Here is a 19,250-nt window from a genome sequence, read left to right as displayed (position 1 = left end):
TTAAGGTGATACACTTCCCAAGGTATAGGGAATTTTTTATTTGTTTAAAGCCTATGAAAACTTTACGAACAATCAGACGCAGTAAAACCGAGATTATCGTCTTGTTGGTCTTGGTATTTGAGTTCATGTTCCCCCATTACAGCGTGGCGGCAGCCCAGCCAGACGGCAGCGTAATGCTTCCCGACCTGGTGGTGCGGGCAGTTGACCAGGTAATTGAGGAAACCAGCGAAACCGAAGCCAATAACTCTGTGGTTTTAATCAGCCCGATTAAGGAAACTGAGTATACGGTAGTTAAAACCTACACAATACCGATTACTTCCTATTCTTCAACCGTTGACCAGACTGATGCCAGTCCGTGTATTACTGCCAATGGGTTTAATTTGTGTGAGAATGGCGAAGAAAACGTGATTGCCGCCAACTTTTTGCCGTTTGGCACCAAAGTGCGGATTCCCGAATACTTTGGTGACCGGATTTTTACGGTGCAAGACCGAATGAATGCCCGGTATTACTATCGCGCTGACATCTGGATGAAGGATCGCGCGTCAGCCGTACGCTGGGGCATCAAATATACTGAAATTGAAGTTGTTGAATAAAAAATTTTAAAACTATTGTTGCCGGCCCGCCTCTTGCGGGCCGGGTTGATTTTTACGGGGTTTTTTGTTACACTAACCACTGTCCTAGCTTAACAAATTCGGCCACGTAGCCAAGTGGTAAGGCAGAGGTCTGCAAAACCTTTATTCGTGGGTTCGATTCCCACCGTGGCCTCCACTTTATTTTTTTAACATGAACGTTACTGAGTTAGCGCGAAAATTAAAAGTACCTACTAAAGAACTGCTGGAAATTTTGCCGGTCGTTGGTTTTGATATTGGTCGCCGGGCGATTAAAATTGATGATCGTCAGGCGGCACGGATTGTTGAACAGTGGCCAAAATTGAAAGCAAAATATCGGGAATTAACCAGTCCGGCAGAAGATAAAAAAGCCGCTGAAATAAAAACAGAGACCGTTGTTCCAAAACAGGTAGCGATTCCGCCGACCATCAGGGTTAAAGATTTGGCCGAGCGCTTGAAATACCCGCTGTCAAAATTAATGGCCGAGTTAATGAAAAACGGCGTGTTAGCTTCAATGAATGAAGAGATTGATTTTGATACGGCGTCGATTGTCAGTAGCGAGCTTGGGTATGAAGTAACAGCCGACCAGTCCGGTGGCCAGGCGGAAGAAGAAGCATCTCAGAAATTGGAACAGCTGTTAATTAAAGATAAAGATGGTGATAAGAATTTGATTCCTCGCCCGCCGGTGGTGGTGGTCATGGGCCACGTTGATCATGGCAAAACCAAACTGCTGGATGCAATCCGCAAGACAAATGTGATTGAAGGCGAATCTGGCGGCATTACGCAGCACATCGGGGCATATCAGGTGATTAAAAAGGACAATGCCATCACGTTTATTGATACGCCTGGTCACGAAGCGTTTACCACCATGCGTTCACGAGGCGCCCGAGTCGCCGATATTGCCATTTTAGTGATTGCCGCTGATGATAGTATTCAGCCGCAGACTAAAGAATCAATCAAAATTATCAAATCAGCCAAGTTGCCGATGATTGTGGTAATTAACAAGATTGATAAACCGGATGCTAATCCAGAACGGGTTAAACAGGATTTGGCTTCGTTGAATTTGGTTCCTGAAGAATGGGGCGGCAACACTATTGTAGTTCCGATTTCTGCCAAGGCCGGCACTGGCATTGATGAATTATTGGATATGATTTTATTGGTAACCGAAACTGAACGCGTTCATATCACTGCCAACCCGGCCAAGCCGGCTGTTGGTACGATTATTGAATCGCACGTTGATAAGGGCGAAGGTCCGGTCGCGACCATGCTGGTGCAAAACGGCACCTTGAAACGTGGTGATTTAGTTGAAATTTCGGGCAGTTTTTACGGCAAAGTTCGGTCAATGAAAGATTATAAGGGGCAAGATATTGAAACCGCTCCCCCATCAACGCCGGTAAAAATTATCGGACTTAAGGCATCAGCCAGCGTTGGTGATATTTTGCAGGTTACTCTCGACGTTGATAAGAAGAAAAAGGTTAGTAAGTATCAGCTTAATCAGCAGGCAGTCGATTATAGCCGCCCGCGCGAGACTTCGGACCAGGAAAAGAAAAACGTCAAAACGCTTAATGTTGTTTTGCGGTCTGATGTGCTTGGTTCATTGGAAGCGATTATTGCTTCATTAACCAAGCTTGATCATCCGGAGGTGGCAGTTAATGTTATTGCTAAAGGTTTAGGCAATATTACGGAAAATGATGTTCAGCGTGCTGCGTCAGCCGAAGGTTTGGTGCTTGGTTTTCATGTTAAGCCGACCCAGAGCGCTGATTTATTGGCTCGTGACAAAAAAGTTGAAATTAAAAATTACGAAATTATTTATAAATTATTAGAAGACGTTAAGGCTCGTCTGGAACAAATGTTGACGCCGGAAGTTATTCGCACTGATTTAGGTCGGCTCAAGGTGTTGGCGGTATTTCGCAAAGAAGATAAAAAAATGGTGATCGGCGGCCAAGTGATTGATGGACGAATTCCGCCCATGGCTAAAGTTGATGTTAAAGAAGATAAATTCAAAAAAGCTACCGGGATTATTGCCCAGGTTCAGGTTAATAAAGTAAAAGTAACGGAAGCGGTTAAGGGCCAGGAATGTGGCATCAGTTACGAAGGCAAACCGGTTATTGTTGAGGGTGATATTTTAGAAGCGTATACTGAAGAAATCAGAACCAAAAAAATTCAGTAAGAGAATTTAGATTTAATGTCTCATCGGATTGCTCAAATTAATGAATTAATCAGGCAGCAGCTCAACTCATTGATTCTGACTGAAATTGAGTTTCCTAAAAATACTCTGGCTACTATTATTTCAGTCCAAACTTCAAAGGATTTGCGCCACGCCAAGGTGTGGGTTTCAGTGATGCCGACGATGTACACCGGAAAAGTTTTAGAAAAGCTTAAAAAAAATACGCCCCACCTGCAGTATCTGCTTCATCAAAAACTCTCAATGAAGCCGCTGCCGCAAATCAGATTCGCGATTGACGACACCGAGCAAAAGGCTTTCGCAATTGAAGAACTGCTTGACCGAATCAAAGAAACAAGTTAGAATGACTGGCTACTAAAGTAGCCAGTTTTTGTTTAACTTGTATGTCGCATAATAGTATTTTAGCTCAGCAAATTAATCAGGCAGTTGATCGCGCTCGCCAGATTTTAGTTGTTTGCCATCAGCGTCCTGATGCCGATGCGATTGGTAGCCTGTCGGCAATCGCCGGTTGGCTTGATAGCATTAATAAACCATATACTTTATTTTGTCGTGACGCCGCACCGGCGAACCTGGAATGGCTAACCAATTTTAAAGAGTTGGTTACTGATCCAGCGCAGATTACTAGTAGTCAACATGATGTGGTGGTTGTGGTTGATTCAAGTGATTTGAGTTATGCCGGCATTCAGGAGGTAGTACAACCAACTCAGAAGATTATTAATATTGATCATCATGTTACTAATAGTAGGTTTGGCGCCATTAATTTAATTGATACTAAGGCTTGTTCAACGTCCGTGATTATCTATGAGCTTTTTAAAACCTTGCACGTTGAGATTAAGCCGTGGATGGCTAGCGCTATGTTGGCCGGGATTGTTGGCGACACCTATAATTTTACCAATCCCAATACTAATGATCGGGCTTTGCAGGTGGCATCAGATCTTTTATTAGTTGGTGCTTCATTGTCGCACGTATCAGACGCGATTTTGAAAAATAAAGAATTAAAAACACTGCAGGTGTGGGGCACTATCTTGAGCCGAATGTATTATAATTATGAATATGATGTGGTAATTGCCACAGTTGTTGAGAAAGATTTGCAGGGACGGTTGGCGACGGAAGTAAATGAAGGCATTGCGAATTTTTTAAACAATTTGACCGGCGTCAAGGCTGCTTTGATTTTGCAGCAGCAGTCTGATGGCATTATCAAAGGCAGTCTGCGTACTAATGATGAGTTGATTGATGTCTCAAAATTGGCTACAATATTAGGTGGCGGCGGACACATTAAGGCGGCAGGGTTTAAACTTTATGGCCGTTTAAGACAGCTTGATGAAACCGCTTGGATGATTGAATAATAAATAATAGTTACAAAAATATGTATTTAATTCCTACAGTGGTTGAAAAATCAACATTTGGTGAACGCGCGTACGATATTTATTCTCGGTTGTTAAAAGAGCGAATCATTTTTTTAGGTTCCCCGATTGACGATGCCGTTGCAAATACGGTAATTGCCCAGCTACTTTTTTTGGACAGCGAGGACACTAAAAAAGACATTAAGTTATACATCAACAGTCCGGGCGGGTCGGTCACTGCCGGTTTAGCAATTTATGACACTATGCAATATGTGAAGGCGGACGTGTCAACAATCTGTGTTGGTATGGCCGCTTCGATGGGTGCGGTACTGTTAGCTGCTGGTGAGCCGGGCAAAAGAATTGCTCTGCCCAATTCCGAAGTGATGGTACATCAAGTGATGGGTGGCGCAGAAGGACAGGCAACAGATGTAAAAATTAGAGCGGAACATATTTTGAAGATCAAAGACCGCCTTAATCAGCTGTTGTCCAAACATACTGGTCAGCCGCTTAAGAAAATTGAAGAAGATACTGATCGTGACTATTTTATGACGGCCGAAGAGGCTAAAAAATACGGCCTGATTGATAAGATTATTAAATAGTTGACAAACCATGGCAGTTTGCTAAGATAGCCATATCATTACAATTGAGGTTTATCAAGAGTGTCGCTTGCTAAGGGATCTGGCCCGATAGCGACCAGCAACTCGGTTTACTTCGGTGAACGTCTTGAGTGCTAACTCCAGCCCAATTTCGGGGAAGATACCATGGTTAGAAAGCTCTTCGTCGTTGAAGAGTTTTTTGATCGAAAAAAGCTAATCTTTCCCCCAAAAGGTTAGCTTTTTTCGTTCTTTGTTTTGGGTGGTCGATGCAACCAATGAGGAGATGTGTACCATGGTAGCAAGCCCCGTTTTGATGCAGGCTGAGGGCGTATTACGTCCTTCATTTGACCGTTTTGTCGGCAACGGCAAACCATTCGCTGGCGAAATTGAGTTTCGTCTGATTTCTGAGCCGGTTGGTGGAACTAGCCAACGTAAGTACTTGGCCGCGGCACAACTGCTGTGGCTGAAGTATCGCTTTGACAAAAAGAAGGGTCGGGCGATCAGGTCGCTTCGCCAAGCTTTTGACAAGAGCCAGAAAAAGGGAGAAATCCCGGCATCGGCGCGGTTTGGCGTCAGTGAAGTGGTCTACCATGGCCGAACCTTGCGTTGGGCTTTGGCGATTCTCCCCTGCTGCGGCGATTTTGTCGCCACACCCACTGTCTGCGACTAGCAGATACGTTCTTTGTACACGGAGCTAAGCAATTAGCTCTTTTTTCTTAGTTTTTGTCTAACTCTTGCCAAAAATCAAAAAATATGATAGTCTTTCAAGCAGAATGATAATTAACTGGTAAGATAGAAGTTTTAGTTGATTTACGACGAGATAAGGTGCGAAATTGTTAATTATTTCCATTAATTTTACGAATTTTGTGAGCATCATCATTACTCTTGCTAACAATGGAAATTAGCACTCGCTAAGCACTTAATGTGCTTTGTTTTAGCATTAGGTTCTAGCCAGTCTGGTACAGCCAGTGGTTAAAACCCTCTCTCAAACAACTTGAAGTCTCACTAGGTACAACGTTCTATCTTCCGCTGTGGAGATTTTATGCAAATTATTTATTGGCTGATTGCCTTGTTTATGGCCGCTGTCGCAGGTACGGGTTTAGGTTATCAAATGCGAAAGATGTGGGCCGTCAAGCGCAAAGATTTGGTTGAGACCAAGGTAGAGGTTTTGATCAATGAAGCAAAGGCAAAACAAAAAGAATTGTTGCTTGAAGCAAACGATAAAGCGTTAAAAATTATTGAAGAAGCTAAGGCTGAAGAGCGTAGCCGTCAGCAGGAGTTGGCGCGGGCGCAAAAGCGCTTAGAGGGACGCGAAACGTTGTTTGACCAAAAGCTATTGGAAATTGAAAACAAGAAACAGGAGCTGCTTGATAAGGCCGAACGAATTGAGAAAGTGAAAGCAGAAATCGCTGAGATTCGCGAACAGCAATATAAAAAATTGGAAAAAGTCGCCGGGCTCACTAAAGAGGAGGCTAAAAAAGTGCTTCTGGATAATACCGAGCGTGAAATGGGCGAAGAGCTTTTGGGGCGAATTAGAAAATTACAAAATCAGGCTTCGATTGAACTGGATCGCAAGGCTAAAGAAATGTTGGCTTTGGCGATTCAGCGTTGTGCCGTGTCACACGCTGCTGAAGGAACTACGACCACGATTGATTTACCGTCCGATGAAATGAAGGGTCGGGTTATTGGTCGTGAGGGCCGAAACATCCGTACCATTGAACGCTTAACCGGCACGGAAATTATTGTTGACGATACCCCTCAGGCCATTACTATTTCGGGCTTTTCACCAATCCGTCGCCATGTCGCCAAAAAGGCACTGGAAAAGTTAATTTCCGACGGACGTATTCATCCGGCAAAAATTGAAGAAGCAATTGATAGCGCCAAAAAAGAACTGGCAATTGAAATTCAGCAAGCTGGAGAAAATGCAGTGTATGAGCTTGGTATTACCGGACTTGATCCAAAATTGGTCCAGATTGTCGGCCGTTTAAAATATCGAACCAGCTACGGCCAAAATATTTTACACCATTCAATTGAAATCGCTCATTTGTCGGCGTTGCTGGCAGAAATGCTAGGCGCTGATGTGACGATTGCTAAAAAAGGTGGTTTGTTGCATGACATCGGTAAAGCGGTTGATCATGAAGTTCAGGGTACTCACCCACAGATTGGTTACGACATCTTGAAGAAATTTGGCGTACCAGAAGAAATTGCCTATATTGCCAAAGCCCACCACGACGCTAATCCGGAAACGCTTGAATGTATTATCGTTCAGGTGGCCGATGCTGTGTCTGGTGCGAGACCTGGTGCGCGTAAAGACTCTTATGAACAATATTTGCAACGCTTGGAAGAGTTGGAAAAGGTTGCCAACGCTTTTCCGGGGGTTGAAAAGTCTTATGCTATTCAGGCCGGTCGCGAAATTAGAGTCTTTGTGGTGCCGGAAGAAATTGACGACTTAAAAGCGATGAAGTTGGCTCAGGAAATGGCACGTAAGATTGAAGCGGAGTTGCGTTACCCTGGTGAAATTAAAGTCACGGTAATTCGTGAAACACGAGTAGTAGAATACGCTCGCTAATATGAAGATATTATTTTTTGGTGACATCGTCGGCAAGATTAGTCGTCGGGCGATCAAAGAGGTTTTGCCAAAACTCAAGGAAGAGTACTCCCCCGATTTAGTAATTGCTAACGCTGAAAATGCTGCTCATGGTATTGGTGTCACTGAAAATATTATTCGGGAATTGCAAGAAGCTGGTATTGACTTCTTTACTTCAGGCGACCACATTTTTGACAAACCTGACGGTGTAAATTTAGTTTCAGCGACTAAGCCGGTAATTATTCGTCCGGCTAATTATCCGGCTGGCGTTCGTGGTGTTGGATATCGAGTTATTGAAGTTGGTTCACGCAAGGTGCTGATTATAAATTTGATTGGCCGAGTGTTTATGAAGCGTGATTTTGATTGTCCGTTTCGTAAGCTAGACGAAATTTTACAGCAGGTTAAAGTTGAGTCATTGTCGGCGATTATTCTTGATTTTCACGCTGAGGCAACTTCGGAAAAAGGAGCAATGGGCTGGTACGCTGATGGTCGGGTTTCGGCTGTTTTGGGAACACATACACATGTGCCGACCGCTGACGCCAGAATCTTGCCGGGAGGCACGGCATTTGTCTCAGATGTCGGGATGGTCGGCGCAACGGATTCAATCATCGGCGACAAGAAAGAGCCGATTATCAATTCATTTTTACATCAGCTGCCGATGCAACTTGATATCCCTGAAGAAGGAGAAGTTTTTGTCGGCGCCGTATTGGTTGAAGTTGATCCACGCACCCGGCAAGCGATTTCGTTTGAGCGTCTAGACAGAACAATTAGGGTATAGTAAACTATTATTATCTAAAAAATACTAACGCCACCTAGCATCCAGGGAGTGGCACACAAGGAGAATATCAAAATGAATAAAGCCGAGTTAATTGAAGCAATCTCAGAGAAAGTCGGTGTTTCAAAAAAAGAAACAGAAGATGTGATTGATGTTATGCTTGATACTATTATTGGCAAACTGAAAGAAGGTCAGGAGGTAACGTTGACCGGCTTTGGTGCTTTTTCTGCCAGAACTCGCAAAGGACGAGTTGGCGTTAATCCCCGTAACCCTTCCGAAAAAATTGATATTCCTTCAGTTACCGTCCCAAAATTTAAAGCCGGTAAGAATCTTAAGGAAGCCTTGAAGAGTTAAAATTTTTAAATAAAAAACATACCCCGTATATTATGCGGGGTATGTTTTATTTTAACCAAGCTGAAGCGTCGGCTCTGGTACTAAAAAATTTTATCGGTTTTTTAGCATTAGCCGCTCGAATAACAAAGCCCATAATGGCCCGGCTTAGAGTATTCGGCGCAACGACCGCTATCCGTTCAAGCTGCTCTTTACCTGCCATTTCCGCAAAAATCGCTCGGGCGCGGGGTGATGGATAGTGGGCTGATTGACTGACTAAACTCAGGTCAACCAACAACTTAAATTTTTTTTCCGGATGATCGGAAAAAATTTGATTTAATTTTTGATTAATGCCTTCGGCTTGCGAAACGTTTGAAGCAACGTCCTGAACATTTTCTAAAAAATCCAAATAGAGGACTCCTTCATTGTCGCCGTAGATTTTAAATGTTTTATTAATCTCCGTCATATCTTAAGTATAGTGGTCTCCACTTTATAACGCAAGCAACTTTTCAATAGCGCTGTTTCGTTGAGACATGGATAAAGCATGCATGACGACAATAATTTGGCCGTCTTTTTTAATTGCTACAGTTCGCTGGGCTTCAACTAAAAATCCGGTTTTTGACGCCTCAGGGTTAAATTTACCAAGGCTGTAATTGCGGTCGAGAACTTTTATTTGTTTAGCCTGACCGGTTGCGGACGTTGCGTTAATTGTGTAGTTTTTATTTTCTCCTGCTGTAACAATTTCTGGTTTTGAAAAAGCTTCATGAGCGATTCTTGCCATTTCTTTGGCGGTGGTGACATTATGAGAGTCAAGTCCGGCAACATCATAAAAAACAGTTTTGGTTAATCCGAGTTCCTGTGCTTTTTTATTCATTAAAGAAACGAATTCTGATCTGGTTAGGCCGGTGGTGTCAACCAATGTTGCGGCGGCCTGATTGGATGAGGCTACTAGCATGGCAATCCACAAATCGTTAATAGTCATGGTATCGCCGACTGCCAGATCAATTTCGCTGGTGGTGTCATTGCCAACATATAGTGTTGGATATTTGATTTGATCAGCAGTAATAGTAATGATTTTGTTCCAGTCGGGATCCAAATCAAGCAGCACTAAAGCGGTCATTAGTTTGCTGAGTGAGGCTAATGGTAAAATTTGATCGGCATTATATTCGCCGGAAAAAGTTTTACCGTCATATTTAACATGTGCAACGTCATTAAAACAGGTGTCGTGAACAATCTGTTTGGTGTTCATAGGAATAGTGGCAAGGTTTTCGTTGCTAATGCCAAGCGAAAATTCCCTCATTAGTTCATAGGCGGCTTCGCCGTTTTGGAGATAGTAACGCAGACCATCAACGGGGTTGACGTACCACGCCTCACCATTTTTTTCTACCTGGAGCAGAATTCGGCCCTTGAGGCGATTAACGAGCTTGCTATCGGCCTTTTGCCCCCGTTTAGTGGGAATTTTAGCCAGATCTTTGTTAGTGATACCGAGGCTCATTTGACGCATAATGGTGTATGCGGTGTAGCCGTCTTTGAGGTAGTAGCGCTCCAGCGTAACAGGGTCGACGTACCAGGCGCGGCCGTAGCTTTCTACCTGGAGCAGAATTCGGCCCTTGAGGGCTTCATTTAATTTTTCGGTTTGTGCCGCCTGCGACCAGCTCGGGTAAAGCAATGATAATAACGTTAGTAGTACTAAAACTTTTTTCATTTTATGATTGTTTTAATTTATTGTTTACCAATTATACTAGAAAATATTACACAAGGAAAGAATTTTAATATGGTTGGATGACGACGCATTGATTATTGACACAATCAAAATCTTTAGCAGCGAGACAATCATATACACAATCAGAATCAAAGTTTTCGATTAAGCCGGTTATCGTTTCGGCCTGGTCTTTGTTTATCGCGATTGAACAACCGAATGGACATTTTGAATTGATGATGACGCAGTCTTCTTTGACATTACAATACCTAGCGCGCTCAATGGCCAGTTTTATTTGTTCTTCGCGTAACGCTGTTTTAGGGTATGTCGTTTTATCGCCACAATTGTACCAGCCATGGTCGAGGTAGTAGCTGTAATCTTTACCACAGGTACATGCCCCAGGAACCATTTTTGTTTCGCCGTTATTGTGGCAGACAAACCTGATGTCTTGGGTACATGCGTCGTTTTTACACGACAGTATTTTTTCGTTTGCGGCCCACATTAGAACCAGCCCTAGTAGCAACACTAAAGCGATAATGACGCCAAGTGTGATTAATTTTTTAGTAAGTGACATGTTGTTTATTTAGTGGATATGGAATAATTTTTAAGGTAAGAAAAATAAAAAAGATGCATGGCCGTATAGCCGATAATTTCAAACCAAACTAGTACAAACAGTCTTAAATTTTGAGGCAGCACCAGCCCTAGCGGAGTTGTGATTAGAGCGTATGCTACAAAATAGTAAGTAATATTTTTCTTTAAATTTTTGAGATGTTCGTTTTTATCGGTAAAAATTTTAGGCATCATAAATACCGCGGCCCAAAAGGAAAACATACCAAGTTGGTTAGCGTCGGGGTTGCTCCAGGGTGAATTACCAATAATCGTCCACTCCATAATAAAAAGTCCGAAACATGACCAAAAAAGGAAATATAAGAAATTTCCTAGCTGTTTGTTTTGAATGTTATTAATGAGCTTAGTTGAGTAATAAGCTAGAGTTAGCAACAGTGGGTAGAATAAAAGCGTAAAAATCCAATTGCCAATGTTGCCGGTGATTAGAATATTAAACTGGAATTCAATAACTTGGGCAAAAAGATAACCGACAAAAATAAATTTTAATATACTTTTTTTGGTATCCATGTTTTTATGATATCAAAAAATCGCCGGTCTGGCGATTTGATTTGGTGGGCGCAGGGGGATTCGAACCCTCGACCATCTCCTTAAGAGGGAGTTGCTCTACCAACTGAGCTATGCGCCCCTACCAAGTTAGCTGGGTTTATCTTTAACCCCAGGCTGAGCCCAGCCTCTTTCCACGCGCCCGAAAGGACTCGAACCTTTAACCTTTTGGTCCGAAGCCAAACGCTCTATCCGATTGAGCTACGGGCGCAGGGAAAAAGGCGGGGCCACCTTGTTAAGCTACACTGGTGTGTCTGAATAATTTGTAACTCAAATAACATATCATGATTCTTTAAAAAAATCAACCCCAAATATACTGCTTGGGAATTTAAGCAGTTTGCCAGACGATTTAAAATTGTTATAATGATTACCTATGAAAAAGGTTATTTTATTTGATTTTGACGGGGTAATAGTTGACAGTTTTGAAGCAGCATATTCAATTGTTGAGGAGCTTGAGTTGGGATTTGACCGCGATTATTACCGCAAGATGTTTTTGGGCAATATCTATGATTCGGTTGATGATCACCATAAAGACAGCAATAACAAGGTGACTGATCAGGACGAATGGTTTAATTTATACACTAAAAAACTTTTAACCCTGCCAGTTATTCCCGGGATGGTTGAGGCATTAACGGCACTGGGCCAGCGCTATGCCTTGGTCGTGGTTTCGTCTTCAATCACCAGCCCGATTCATTCGTATCTGGAATTACATAATATTCATCATTTGTTTGACAAAGTATATGGCGCTGATGTGCATCGCAGTAAAGTGGAGAAGATGAATATGGTGCTGACAGAATATGGCGTTACTGGGCCGGATTGTCTATTTGTTACTGATACCGTTGGTGATTTACGTGAAGCGGCAAAGGCGAACATTGCGGCTGTAGCCGTGACCTGGGGTTTTCATCCTAAAGAGTATTTTGCCGACCAGGTGTATCAGACAATGGTTGAACACCCCGATGATTTAGTACTAGCAATTGATCGCTATTTCAAACCTCAAAAGTAGCACTAATTAAAAAACCGCCTGGAGTATAAGCTATACAGGCGGCTTTTAATTTTAGGCGTTTAACATTTCAGGGTTTAGCATATGTCCCTGAGCCGTTTCTTTGGAAATTAAGCCTTCGTTGAACAGATTGATAAGATCTTGGTCCATGGTGATCATCCCCTCTTCGGCACTGGTTTGTAAGACCGTTCTGATCTGAGCGATTTTATTTTCTCGAATCAGGTTGGAAATAGACGGAATATTGAGCAAGACCTCACGCGTGGCGACGCGACCACCACCTTCTTTTGGAATAAGCTGCTGAGAGATAATGGCATTTAACGTCATAGAAACCTGCAAGCGAATTTGCTGTTGCTGGTGAGGTGGAAAAATATCAATAATACGGTCAATGGTTTGTGCCGCATTGTGGGTGTGCAAAGTTGCTAAGACCAAGTGGCCGGTTTCTGCCAGGGTGATAGTTGCGGCAATTGTTTTTAGGTCGCGCATCTCACCAACCATGATGACATTTGGGTCTTGTCGCAAAACATGGACAAGGGCACTCTCAAAAGTAATCATGTCGGTGTGAAGCTGGCGCTGTTTGATGATGCTTTTGTTTGATTTAAACAAGAACTCAATTGGATCTTCAAGGGTAACAATGTGTGAGGAGCGAGTGGAATTAATGTATTCAACCATTGCTGCCAGGGTCGTTGATTTGCCGCAACCAGTTGGCCCGGTGACTAAAATTAATCCCTGCTTCATGTTCAGCAGATTGGTGGTGATAGGCGGCATGTTTAAATCCTGGATACTGGGGATTTTGGAAGAAATAACCCGGGCGACCAAACCAAAGTTGTCTTTTTCCCAATGAAGGTTAACGCGGAACCGGTGGCCGCTTTCGATTTCGTAAGACAGATCAAGCTCTTTTTCTTTATCGTAGATCTGTTTTTGCTTTTCCGTTAGCATTGGAAAGATTAAATCCTGTGCGATTTTATTGGTGATTTTGTTTTCACCTTTGATCGGTGTTAGGTTGCCGTCAATTCGCAAAATCGGGGGCATACCAACGACAATGTGCAGGTCGGAGGCACCTTTTTCAACGGCGATTTTGAATAAATCGTCTATTTTCATATTTTAAAAATTAATAATTGAAAAATTTAAGACCAGTTTTTTTTCTTTAAGCCCTTGGCCGCTGCCTTAACCTGAGCTTCCTGTTTGCTGCTGCCGACGCTGGTAGTTATTAGTTCATCACCCAAATAAACTCCAACCTGGAATTTCTTGTTATGGTCGGGTCCGGTTTCTTTTAAGACTTTGTAGCTAGGAGTAATGCCCATTTTTTCCTGGGCGATTTCCTGGAATTTACTTTTAGGGTCCAGGTACAGCTTATTTTCCAAAATTGCCGGCAATTCTGGCAAGAAAAATTTATCCACGAATTTTTTTGCTTCCGCATATCCGGAATCAAGGTAGATTGCGCCAATTAGCGCTTCAACGCAGTTAGCCAAAATGTAATTACGAGCTTTACTGTTAGTGTCTTTGGCTTCACCCTTGCTGAGGTATAAGTATTTTTCTAAATTGAGCTGTTGGGCGAGTTTTGAAAGCATTTGGCTATTTACCAGACTCGCTCGCCAGTTGGTCAGTTCTCCTTCCGGATTTGGGTAATTTTGGTATAGATGCTCGGTGATGGCCAGCTCCAAGACAGCATCGCCTAAAAATTCCAAACGTTCATTGTGTCCCAAATGAAAGTTTGGATTTTCATTAATGTATGAGCGGTGAACAAAGGCCTGGGTGAATAAATCAAGATTGTGAAATTTGATTTTGAGGTCTTTTTCTAGCCGTGATAGGTCTTTCATGAGTTTTAACGAAGATGTTTGGCAAATTGAGACGCTAAAAACTTAGTATCACAATTTCCCACCACCTGGCTTATGATTTAGGTTCCTCCTTTGGCTGAGGCTGATCTTTGAGAATTTCTTTATAAATGGTGCCTAATACGCCGTTGACGAATTTGCCGCTTGATTCCCCACCAAATGTTTTTGCCAGTTCGATGGCCTCGTTGATCGCTACTTTTTCCGGAATGTCATCATCATATTTCATTTCTTGGATACCAATTCGTAAAACGTTGCGGTCTACCATGGTAATCTGCTCCAAGGGCCACTCTGGAGCATATTTGGTGATTAAACCGTCGATTTCTTTTTGGTTTTTAACCACGCCTTTAACCAGGTTTTCAATAAAACCGTTATCATTAAACTGAGGCGCAAATTCTTTAAGATTGCGCCTGATAGTTTCGTCAATCTGATCGGATTGATAATTATTGAAATCCCACTGATAAAGGGTTTGCAAAGCAATGGTCCGTGCCAGGTGGCGATTAGACATAGCTAAAATAAATTAAATATTATTTAGCTTCTTTCTTTTTCTTCTTAGTTTTTGGTTTGACGATTTCTCGGCCCTGGTATGTGCCACAATTCGGGCAAACCCGGTGCGGCATGGCAGGCTTGCCACACTTGGAACACTTAATCAAATTTTTTGACTTTAGTGCAAGATGGCTTCGGCCCTTGCGGCCCTTAGACCTTGAACGTCGTTTGGCTGGTACTGGCATAGTATTATTATTGTACTTTAAAAATTATTTTTAATCAATTTCGACAAAGGTTGTTGAAGCAACATGATCTTTGTCGTCTTTAAACTTCATTAATCGTACCCCCTGTGTGGCGCGACCCAAGACATTAACCGATTTCATAGGTAGTCTGATAACCTGGCCTCGGGCGGAAATAATGATAATGTCGCCTTCAACCGCTTTGGAGTTAACAATGGTGGCGGAAACTATGACGCCGGTTTTTGCCGTGATTTTAGCGGTTTTAATACCAGAACCGCCGCGGCTTTGGGTCTTATAGTTAGTCAGACTGCTTCGTTTGCCGTAGCCGTTGGCCATAATCGTAAGCAGTTGTCCGACTTTGCTTAATGATGGGTCAACCACGTCCATACTAACCACAACGTCAGACCCCTTGAGCCGGATGCCCCGGACGCCGGATGCCCCCCGTCCCATTGGCCGAACCTGTGATTCGCGGAAACGAATCGCCTGGCCTTGGGCGCTGACTAAAATAATTTCATCTTTGCCGCTGGACGGCTTAACCCATTCAAGTTCGTCGTCTTTCTTTAGTTTAATGGCGATTAATCCGGAACGGCGGATATTATCAAAGTCACTAATATCGACTTTCTTGATGTTTCCTTTTTTAGTCACCATCATTAAGAATTTGTAGTCACCTAGTTCGCTGAGCGGTAAGGCGGCTGAAACTTTTTCGTTGGGAGCCAGTTGCAGAAAATTAACAATCGCCTGGCCCTTGGCTGTTCGTGAACCCTTGGGAATGTCGTAGGCTTTGAGTTGGAAAACTCTGCCTTGAGTGGTAAAGAATAAAATATCTGAGTGAGTGGTAGTCACGAAGAACTGTTCAACGATATCTTCTTCTTTGGTGGTTAATCCGGTTACGCCTTTACCGCCGCGGCTTTGAGTGCGGAAAGTGTCAGGCGGCAAGCGCTTGATGTAACCGTCCTTGGTCAAGGTAACAATTGTATCTTCGTTGGGGATCAAATCTTCGGTTGAGAAGCTCTTGATACCGTGGGCGACAATTTGGGTTCGGCGGTCGTTATTATATTTTTGCTTAATGTCTAATAATTCGGTTTTGATGATATCAAGAATTCTTTTTGCGGATTTCAAAATTGATTCTAGCTCTTTAATTAAAGCGAGCTTTTCTTTTAATTCTTGTTCAACTTTTAATCGTTCAAGGTTGGCTAATTGCTGCAAGCGCATTTCTAAAATAGCGACTGCTTGTCGATCGGAGAGCTTGAATTTTTTGATCAAGTTAATTTTCGCAACGTCTTTATCTTTAGATTCTTTGATGGTTTTGATAATAGCGTCAATTTTTACCAGGGCTAATTTTAAACCCTCAAGAATATGGGCTCGATCTTTGGCTTTCGCGAGGTCATATTCGGTCCGGCGGCGAATCACTTCCTGACGATGTTTTAGGTATTCCTCCAAAATCATTTTTAAGGTCAGAACGCGGGGTTGAATGCCGTCGACTAAGGCCAACATGTTTGAGTGAAAAGTTGTTTGCAGCTCAGTCAGTTTAAACAGAGTATTTAAAACTTTTTTCGGGTATGATTCTTTTTTAAGTTCAATGACAATTCGAACCCCTTCTTTGTTTGATTCATCACGTAAATCTTTAATGCCCTCAATTTTTTTATCTTTGACAAGCGTGGCAATTTTTTCCAATAAGGTTGCCTTGTTAATTTGGTACGGCACTTCCGAAACAATAATCTTAAATGTCTCGCCTTTGCCTTCAATAATTTCAGTCTTTGCCCGAACCACTACCCCGCCTTTGCCGGTGGCGTACATTTGTCTGAGTTCGTTGACATCAAAAATGATACCGCCGGTCGGAAAATCCGGACCCTTAATGAATTTCATTAAATCATCAACGGTGGCATCGGGATTTTCGATCAGATGAACAGTGCCGTCAACAATTTCGCCCAAGTTATGAGGGGCGATACTGGTGGCCATACCAACAGCGATACCCATAGTGCCGTTGATTAAGAGGTTTGGCAGTTTGGCAGGCAGGACGTTTGGTTCTTTTTGTGAGCCGTCGTAATTAGGGCTGAAGTTAACAGTATCTTTTTCAATATCAACCAGTAGTTCTTCGGAAACTTTGGCTAACTTTGCCTCAGTGTAACGCATGGCCGCTGCGCCATCGCCGTCCATTGAGCCGAAGTTACCTTGACCGTTGACGAGCGGATAGCGTAACGAAAAATCTTGCGCCATACGCACCATTGAGTCATAGACCGCAGCGTCGCCGTGCGGATGGTATTTACCAAGCACTTCTCCGACGACCGTAGCGGATTTGCGGAATTTAGCACTTGGTCGTAGACCAATGCTCCACATTGCATAGAGAATGCGGCGGTGAACCGGCTTTAAGCCATCACGAACATCAGGCAGGGCGCGGGCAACAATCACCGACATCGCATAGTCGAGGTATGATTGCTGCATTTCTTCAACAATCGGCCGTGCTTCAAGCCGGCCAACGCCGTTATCGTTTTTTGTGTCGGCGTCGTCGTGTAGAGTCGGCTTTGGTTTGATAGGAAGTTTCTTTTTTGAGGGCATACGTAGTTACAAAGGTTTGGTTAATCTATTTGTTCTAAAATTTTTTCTTTTAAGAGTTTCATTTCATCCGGACTAAGTTCGCGGCTGGACGTTGCGGTTGATGTGGCCAGAGGTTTTGTGCTAGTGGCCACGGTCGTCGCGGAGCTTGAAGCGGCAAGCTGATTTAGTTGGTCAATTTTTTTTTGAATTTCTTCGTAATCAGCTTTGGTTTGGTTGATCATGGTATTAAGGTCGTTTTGGATTTTTTCAAAATTTTCTTCTCCAAGTATTGGTTTTTTCGGTCCGGACCTAATTTGGTTTAGTGTTGACTGTAAACTGGGAATCCAGGCAATGACAATTGTTAGTGTTAAAACAAAAATTGAAATGCCAAATATTTTTTTTCTAGTTGTTTCAGAGAGTCGTTCAATGTCAAACTTTGATTTTGGTCTGTCTTCTGGTTGTTCGGTGTTCGCCATACACGTTTATTTAAGGCTGGAGCAAAACGACTTGCAGGTCTTCTTGTGGTAGATCTTTTTTAGTAATTTTAAACTTTGGCAATTCTTCTTTGGGACACACGCCAATTTCCTTGCAGAAGGTATCGAGTCCATCAATTTTAACTTTCAATCCAGGCAGGCGGTAGTGCATCGGAATCACAATCCGTGGTTCAAGTTCGCTGATAATCTTGGTTGCCTGTTTGCCGTCAATCGTGTAGTCTCCGCCAACGGGGATAAGTAGGATATCGGTTCCCTCAATTTTTTCAAGCTGTTCATTTTCCAGCAAATGTCCAAGGTCTCCCAGGTGAGTAATGGTGATACCGTCAATCTCAATGCGGTAGATAATGTTAGTCCCCCGCTTGGCACCTCGTTCGTTGTCGTGAAATGATGCAATGCCATAGACAAAAACATTTTTATACTCATATTCGCCAGGTCCTTTGATAATAAAGGGTTCTGTTTGGTTTAAGCCTTTAACACCCTCGACGTTATTGTGGTCGCCATGGTCATGGCTGATGGTTACAATATCGCCAGCTAGCCGGGGGGCTCGTAAGCCGATTGAATTATCAAAGGGGTCGGTTATCACTGTGGTTTTATCCCCTACTAGCTTGAAGCATGATTGTCCGTGCCAGTTAATAAACATAGAAAAAAGTAGGTTTAGAATTAAAAAAATGACGCATAATTGTCACCTATATTTTAGCAAAATTATAGAAAATTGGCAAGAAAATATTCTATTTTTTTTTGGCTAAAATTAGATATTTTTTTGGCAATATTTTAGCCGATATCCATGTCAGGCAGATTAGCCAAATCAATCGGCTGTGGCCTGGAATTTTTAGTCTGATTCTTCCCCTTTAGCTGATCTTGTTTTTTGCGTTCATCCTGGATTTTTTCTTCTCGATTCTGCTGTTCTTGCTGAATGCGCTGAGCCAGATTTTGTCCCAAGACGCTGCGCGGGTCATAATTGATAGACTGTTGCCCCCGTTCTTCGGCGGCGATTTCTTGGTCAAGATCAATTCTGATGTTGGCTTGAATATGTTTTTGGGCCTTGGCTAACCGAATTGCCTCTTGGTCGGCGGTTTGGGTTTTAGTCGCTTCCTGGTAGAGCTGGGTAGCATTTTTACTTTTTGATAAAAGTCCTTTTGACTGCAAATGTCGTACAACCCGGGCAGCCTGTTCCTGGGTGACTTTGCCATAAAGCGAACTTTTGAATCCGGCCTGCTTTAACTCTTTGGTAATTTTGCTGGGAACATAGCTTTTACCCCCGGCAACGATTTTTTTTAAATATTTTGAATCGATAGTGGACATTTTTTGGCTTATTTTTGATAATTATAGCTCTATTTTACCATACCTTTTAAGGTCTTGACAAAACTGCCTTAT

The 19,250-nt window shown here is 42.8% G+C and carries 22 protein-coding genes and 3 tRNA genes; 11 read left to right on the top strand and 14 right to left on the bottom strand.

Annotated elements, in window-relative coordinates:
* The first annotated feature begins 53 nt into the window (after positions 1–53).
* The 10 genes from HUU49_04655 (at position 54) to HUU49_04610 (ending at position 8,448) form a co-directional block, all read left to right on the top strand.
* Positions 54–593 (top strand): 3D domain-containing protein, encoded by a 540-nt coding sequence (locus HUU49_04655; protein NUM25875.1) that lies wholly within the window; start codon positions 54–56, stop codon positions 591–593.
* A 100-nt stretch (positions 594–693) separates the two neighbouring features.
* Positions 694–768 (top strand) — tRNA-Cys (locus HUU49_04650).
* Between the two features lie 15 nt (positions 769–783).
* Positions 784–2,778: a translation initiation factor IF-2 gene (locus tag HUU49_04645; GenBank protein NUM25874.1), complete on the top strand. Its 1,995-nt coding sequence runs from the start codon at positions 784–786 to the stop codon at positions 2,776–2,778.
* 15 nt (positions 2,779–2,793) lie between these two features.
* Positions 2,794–3,135, top strand: a complete 342-nt coding sequence (gene rbfA / locus HUU49_04640; GenBank protein ID NUM25873.1) for a 30S ribosome-binding factor RbfA — start codon at positions 2,794–2,796, stop codon at positions 3,133–3,135.
* Positions 3,136–3,176: 41 nt separating this feature from the next.
* Positions 3,177–4,139 carry a DHH family phosphoesterase gene (locus HUU49_04635; GenBank protein NUM25872.1) on the top strand — a complete coding sequence of 321 codons (963 nt, stop codon included), beginning with the start codon at positions 3,177–3,179 and terminating at the stop codon, positions 4,137–4,139.
* 20 nt (positions 4,140–4,159) lie between these two features.
* The gene (clpP, locus tag HUU49_04630; GenBank protein NUM25871.1) at positions 4,160–4,735 is read left to right on the top strand and encodes an ATP-dependent Clp endopeptidase proteolytic subunit ClpP; all 576 of its coding nucleotides are present in this window, start codon (positions 4,160–4,162) and stop codon (positions 4,733–4,735) included.
* A 289-nt stretch (positions 4,736–5,024) separates the two neighbouring features.
* Entirely contained in the window at positions 5,025–5,402 is a 378-nt protein-coding gene (locus HUU49_04625) for a hypothetical protein (protein ID NUM25870.1), read from the top strand.
* Positions 5,403–5,774: 372 nt separating this feature from the next.
* Positions 5,775–7,301, top strand: coding sequence for a ribonuclease Y (gene rny, locus HUU49_04620; protein ID NUM25869.1), 1,527 nt, complete (start codon positions 5,775–5,777; stop codon positions 7,299–7,301).
* Position 7,302: 1 nt separating this feature from the next.
* Positions 7,303–8,097, top strand: a complete 795-nt coding sequence (locus HUU49_04615; GenBank protein NUM25868.1) for a TIGR00282 family metallophosphoesterase — start codon at positions 7,303–7,305, stop codon at positions 8,095–8,097.
* A gap of 72 nt (positions 8,098–8,169) precedes the next feature.
* Positions 8,170–8,448: an HU family DNA-binding protein gene (locus HUU49_04610; GenBank protein ID NUM25867.1), complete on the top strand. Its 279-nt coding sequence runs from the start codon at positions 8,170–8,172 to the stop codon at positions 8,446–8,448.
* A 46-nt stretch (positions 8,449–8,494) separates the two neighbouring features.
* Here the strand turns inward: HUU49_04610 and HUU49_04605 are convergent, their stop codons facing one another.
* The 6 genes from HUU49_04605 to HUU49_04580 form a co-directional block, all read right to left on the bottom strand.
* Positions 8,495–8,890 (bottom strand): STAS/SEC14 domain-containing protein, encoded by a 396-nt coding sequence (locus tag HUU49_04605; GenBank protein ID NUM25866.1) that lies wholly within the window; start codon positions 8,888–8,890, stop codon positions 8,495–8,497.
* 24 nt (positions 8,891–8,914) lie between these two features.
* Positions 8,915–10,129 (bottom strand): D-alanyl-D-alanine carboxypeptidase, encoded by a 1,215-nt coding sequence (locus tag HUU49_04600; protein ID NUM25865.1) that lies wholly within the window; start codon positions 10,127–10,129, stop codon positions 8,915–8,917.
* A 64-nt stretch (positions 10,130–10,193) separates the two neighbouring features.
* On the bottom strand, positions 10,194–10,697 hold the full coding sequence (locus tag HUU49_04595; protein NUM25864.1) for a hypothetical protein: 504 nt from the start codon (positions 10,695–10,697) through the stop codon (positions 10,194–10,196).
* A 5-nt stretch (positions 10,698–10,702) separates the two neighbouring features.
* Positions 10,703–11,257, bottom strand: a complete 555-nt coding sequence (locus HUU49_04590) for a hypothetical protein (GenBank protein ID NUM25863.1) — start codon at positions 11,255–11,257, stop codon at positions 10,703–10,705.
* Between the two features lie 42 nt (positions 11,258–11,299).
* Positions 11,300–11,375, bottom strand: a tRNA-Lys gene (locus HUU49_04585).
* A 55-nt stretch (positions 11,376–11,430) separates the two neighbouring features.
* A tRNA-Arg gene (locus HUU49_04580) sits at positions 11,431–11,504 on the bottom strand.
* Positions 11,505–11,666: 162 nt separating this feature from the next.
* Between HUU49_04580 and HUU49_04575 the strand changes: the two genes are divergently transcribed.
* Positions 11,667–12,296: an HAD family hydrolase gene (locus tag HUU49_04575; GenBank protein ID NUM25862.1), complete on the top strand. Its 630-nt coding sequence runs from the start codon at positions 11,667–11,669 to the stop codon at positions 12,294–12,296.
* Between the two features lie 51 nt (positions 12,297–12,347).
* Here HUU49_04575 and HUU49_04570 read toward each other — a convergent pair whose 3' ends face one another.
* The 8 genes from HUU49_04570 to HUU49_04535 form a co-directional block, all read right to left on the bottom strand.
* Positions 12,348–13,391 (bottom strand): PilT/PilU family type 4a pilus ATPase, encoded by a 1,044-nt coding sequence (locus HUU49_04570; GenBank protein ID NUM25861.1) that lies wholly within the window; start codon positions 13,389–13,391, stop codon positions 12,348–12,350.
* A gap of 26 nt (positions 13,392–13,417) precedes the next feature.
* Positions 13,418–14,110, bottom strand: a complete 693-nt coding sequence (rnc, locus tag HUU49_04565) for a ribonuclease III (GenBank protein ID NUM25860.1) — start codon at positions 14,108–14,110, stop codon at positions 13,418–13,420.
* Positions 14,111–14,180: 70 nt separating this feature from the next.
* Positions 14,181–14,630 carry a transcription antitermination factor NusB gene (gene nusB / locus HUU49_04560; protein ID NUM25859.1) on the bottom strand — a complete coding sequence of 150 codons (450 nt, stop codon included), beginning with the start codon at positions 14,628–14,630 and terminating at the stop codon, positions 14,181–14,183.
* A gap of 19 nt (positions 14,631–14,649) precedes the next feature.
* Entirely contained in the window at positions 14,650–14,853 is a 204-nt protein-coding gene (gene rpmF / locus HUU49_04555) for a 50S ribosomal protein L32 (protein NUM25858.1), read from the bottom strand.
* A 30-nt stretch (positions 14,854–14,883) separates the two neighbouring features.
* Positions 14,884–17,403, bottom strand: coding sequence for a DNA gyrase subunit A (gene gyrA, locus HUU49_04550; protein ID NUM25857.1), 2,520 nt, complete (start codon positions 17,401–17,403; stop codon positions 14,884–14,886).
* Between the two features lie 20 nt (positions 17,404–17,423).
* Positions 17,424–17,858 carry a hypothetical protein gene (locus HUU49_04545; protein NUM25856.1) on the bottom strand — a complete coding sequence of 145 codons (435 nt, stop codon included), beginning with the start codon at positions 17,856–17,858 and terminating at the stop codon, positions 17,424–17,426.
* Positions 17,859–17,868: 10 nt separating this feature from the next.
* Positions 17,869–18,516: an MBL fold metallo-hydrolase gene (locus HUU49_04540; protein NUM25855.1), complete on the bottom strand. Its 648-nt coding sequence runs from the start codon at positions 18,514–18,516 to the stop codon at positions 17,869–17,871.
* Between the two features lie 131 nt (positions 18,517–18,647).
* On the bottom strand, positions 18,648–19,178 hold the full coding sequence (locus HUU49_04535) for a hypothetical protein (protein ID NUM25854.1): 531 nt from the start codon (positions 19,176–19,178) through the stop codon (positions 18,648–18,650).
* Positions 19,179–19,250: the final 72 nt, after the last annotated feature.

The organism is Candidatus Buchananbacteria bacterium (genome assembly GCA_013359225.1).
In the GTDB taxonomy this organism is placed as follows: domain Bacteria; phylum Patescibacteriota; class Patescibacteriia; order Buchananbacterales; family UBA6539; genus JABWCG01.
This window is presented reverse-complemented; position numbering and strand designations above follow the sequence as displayed.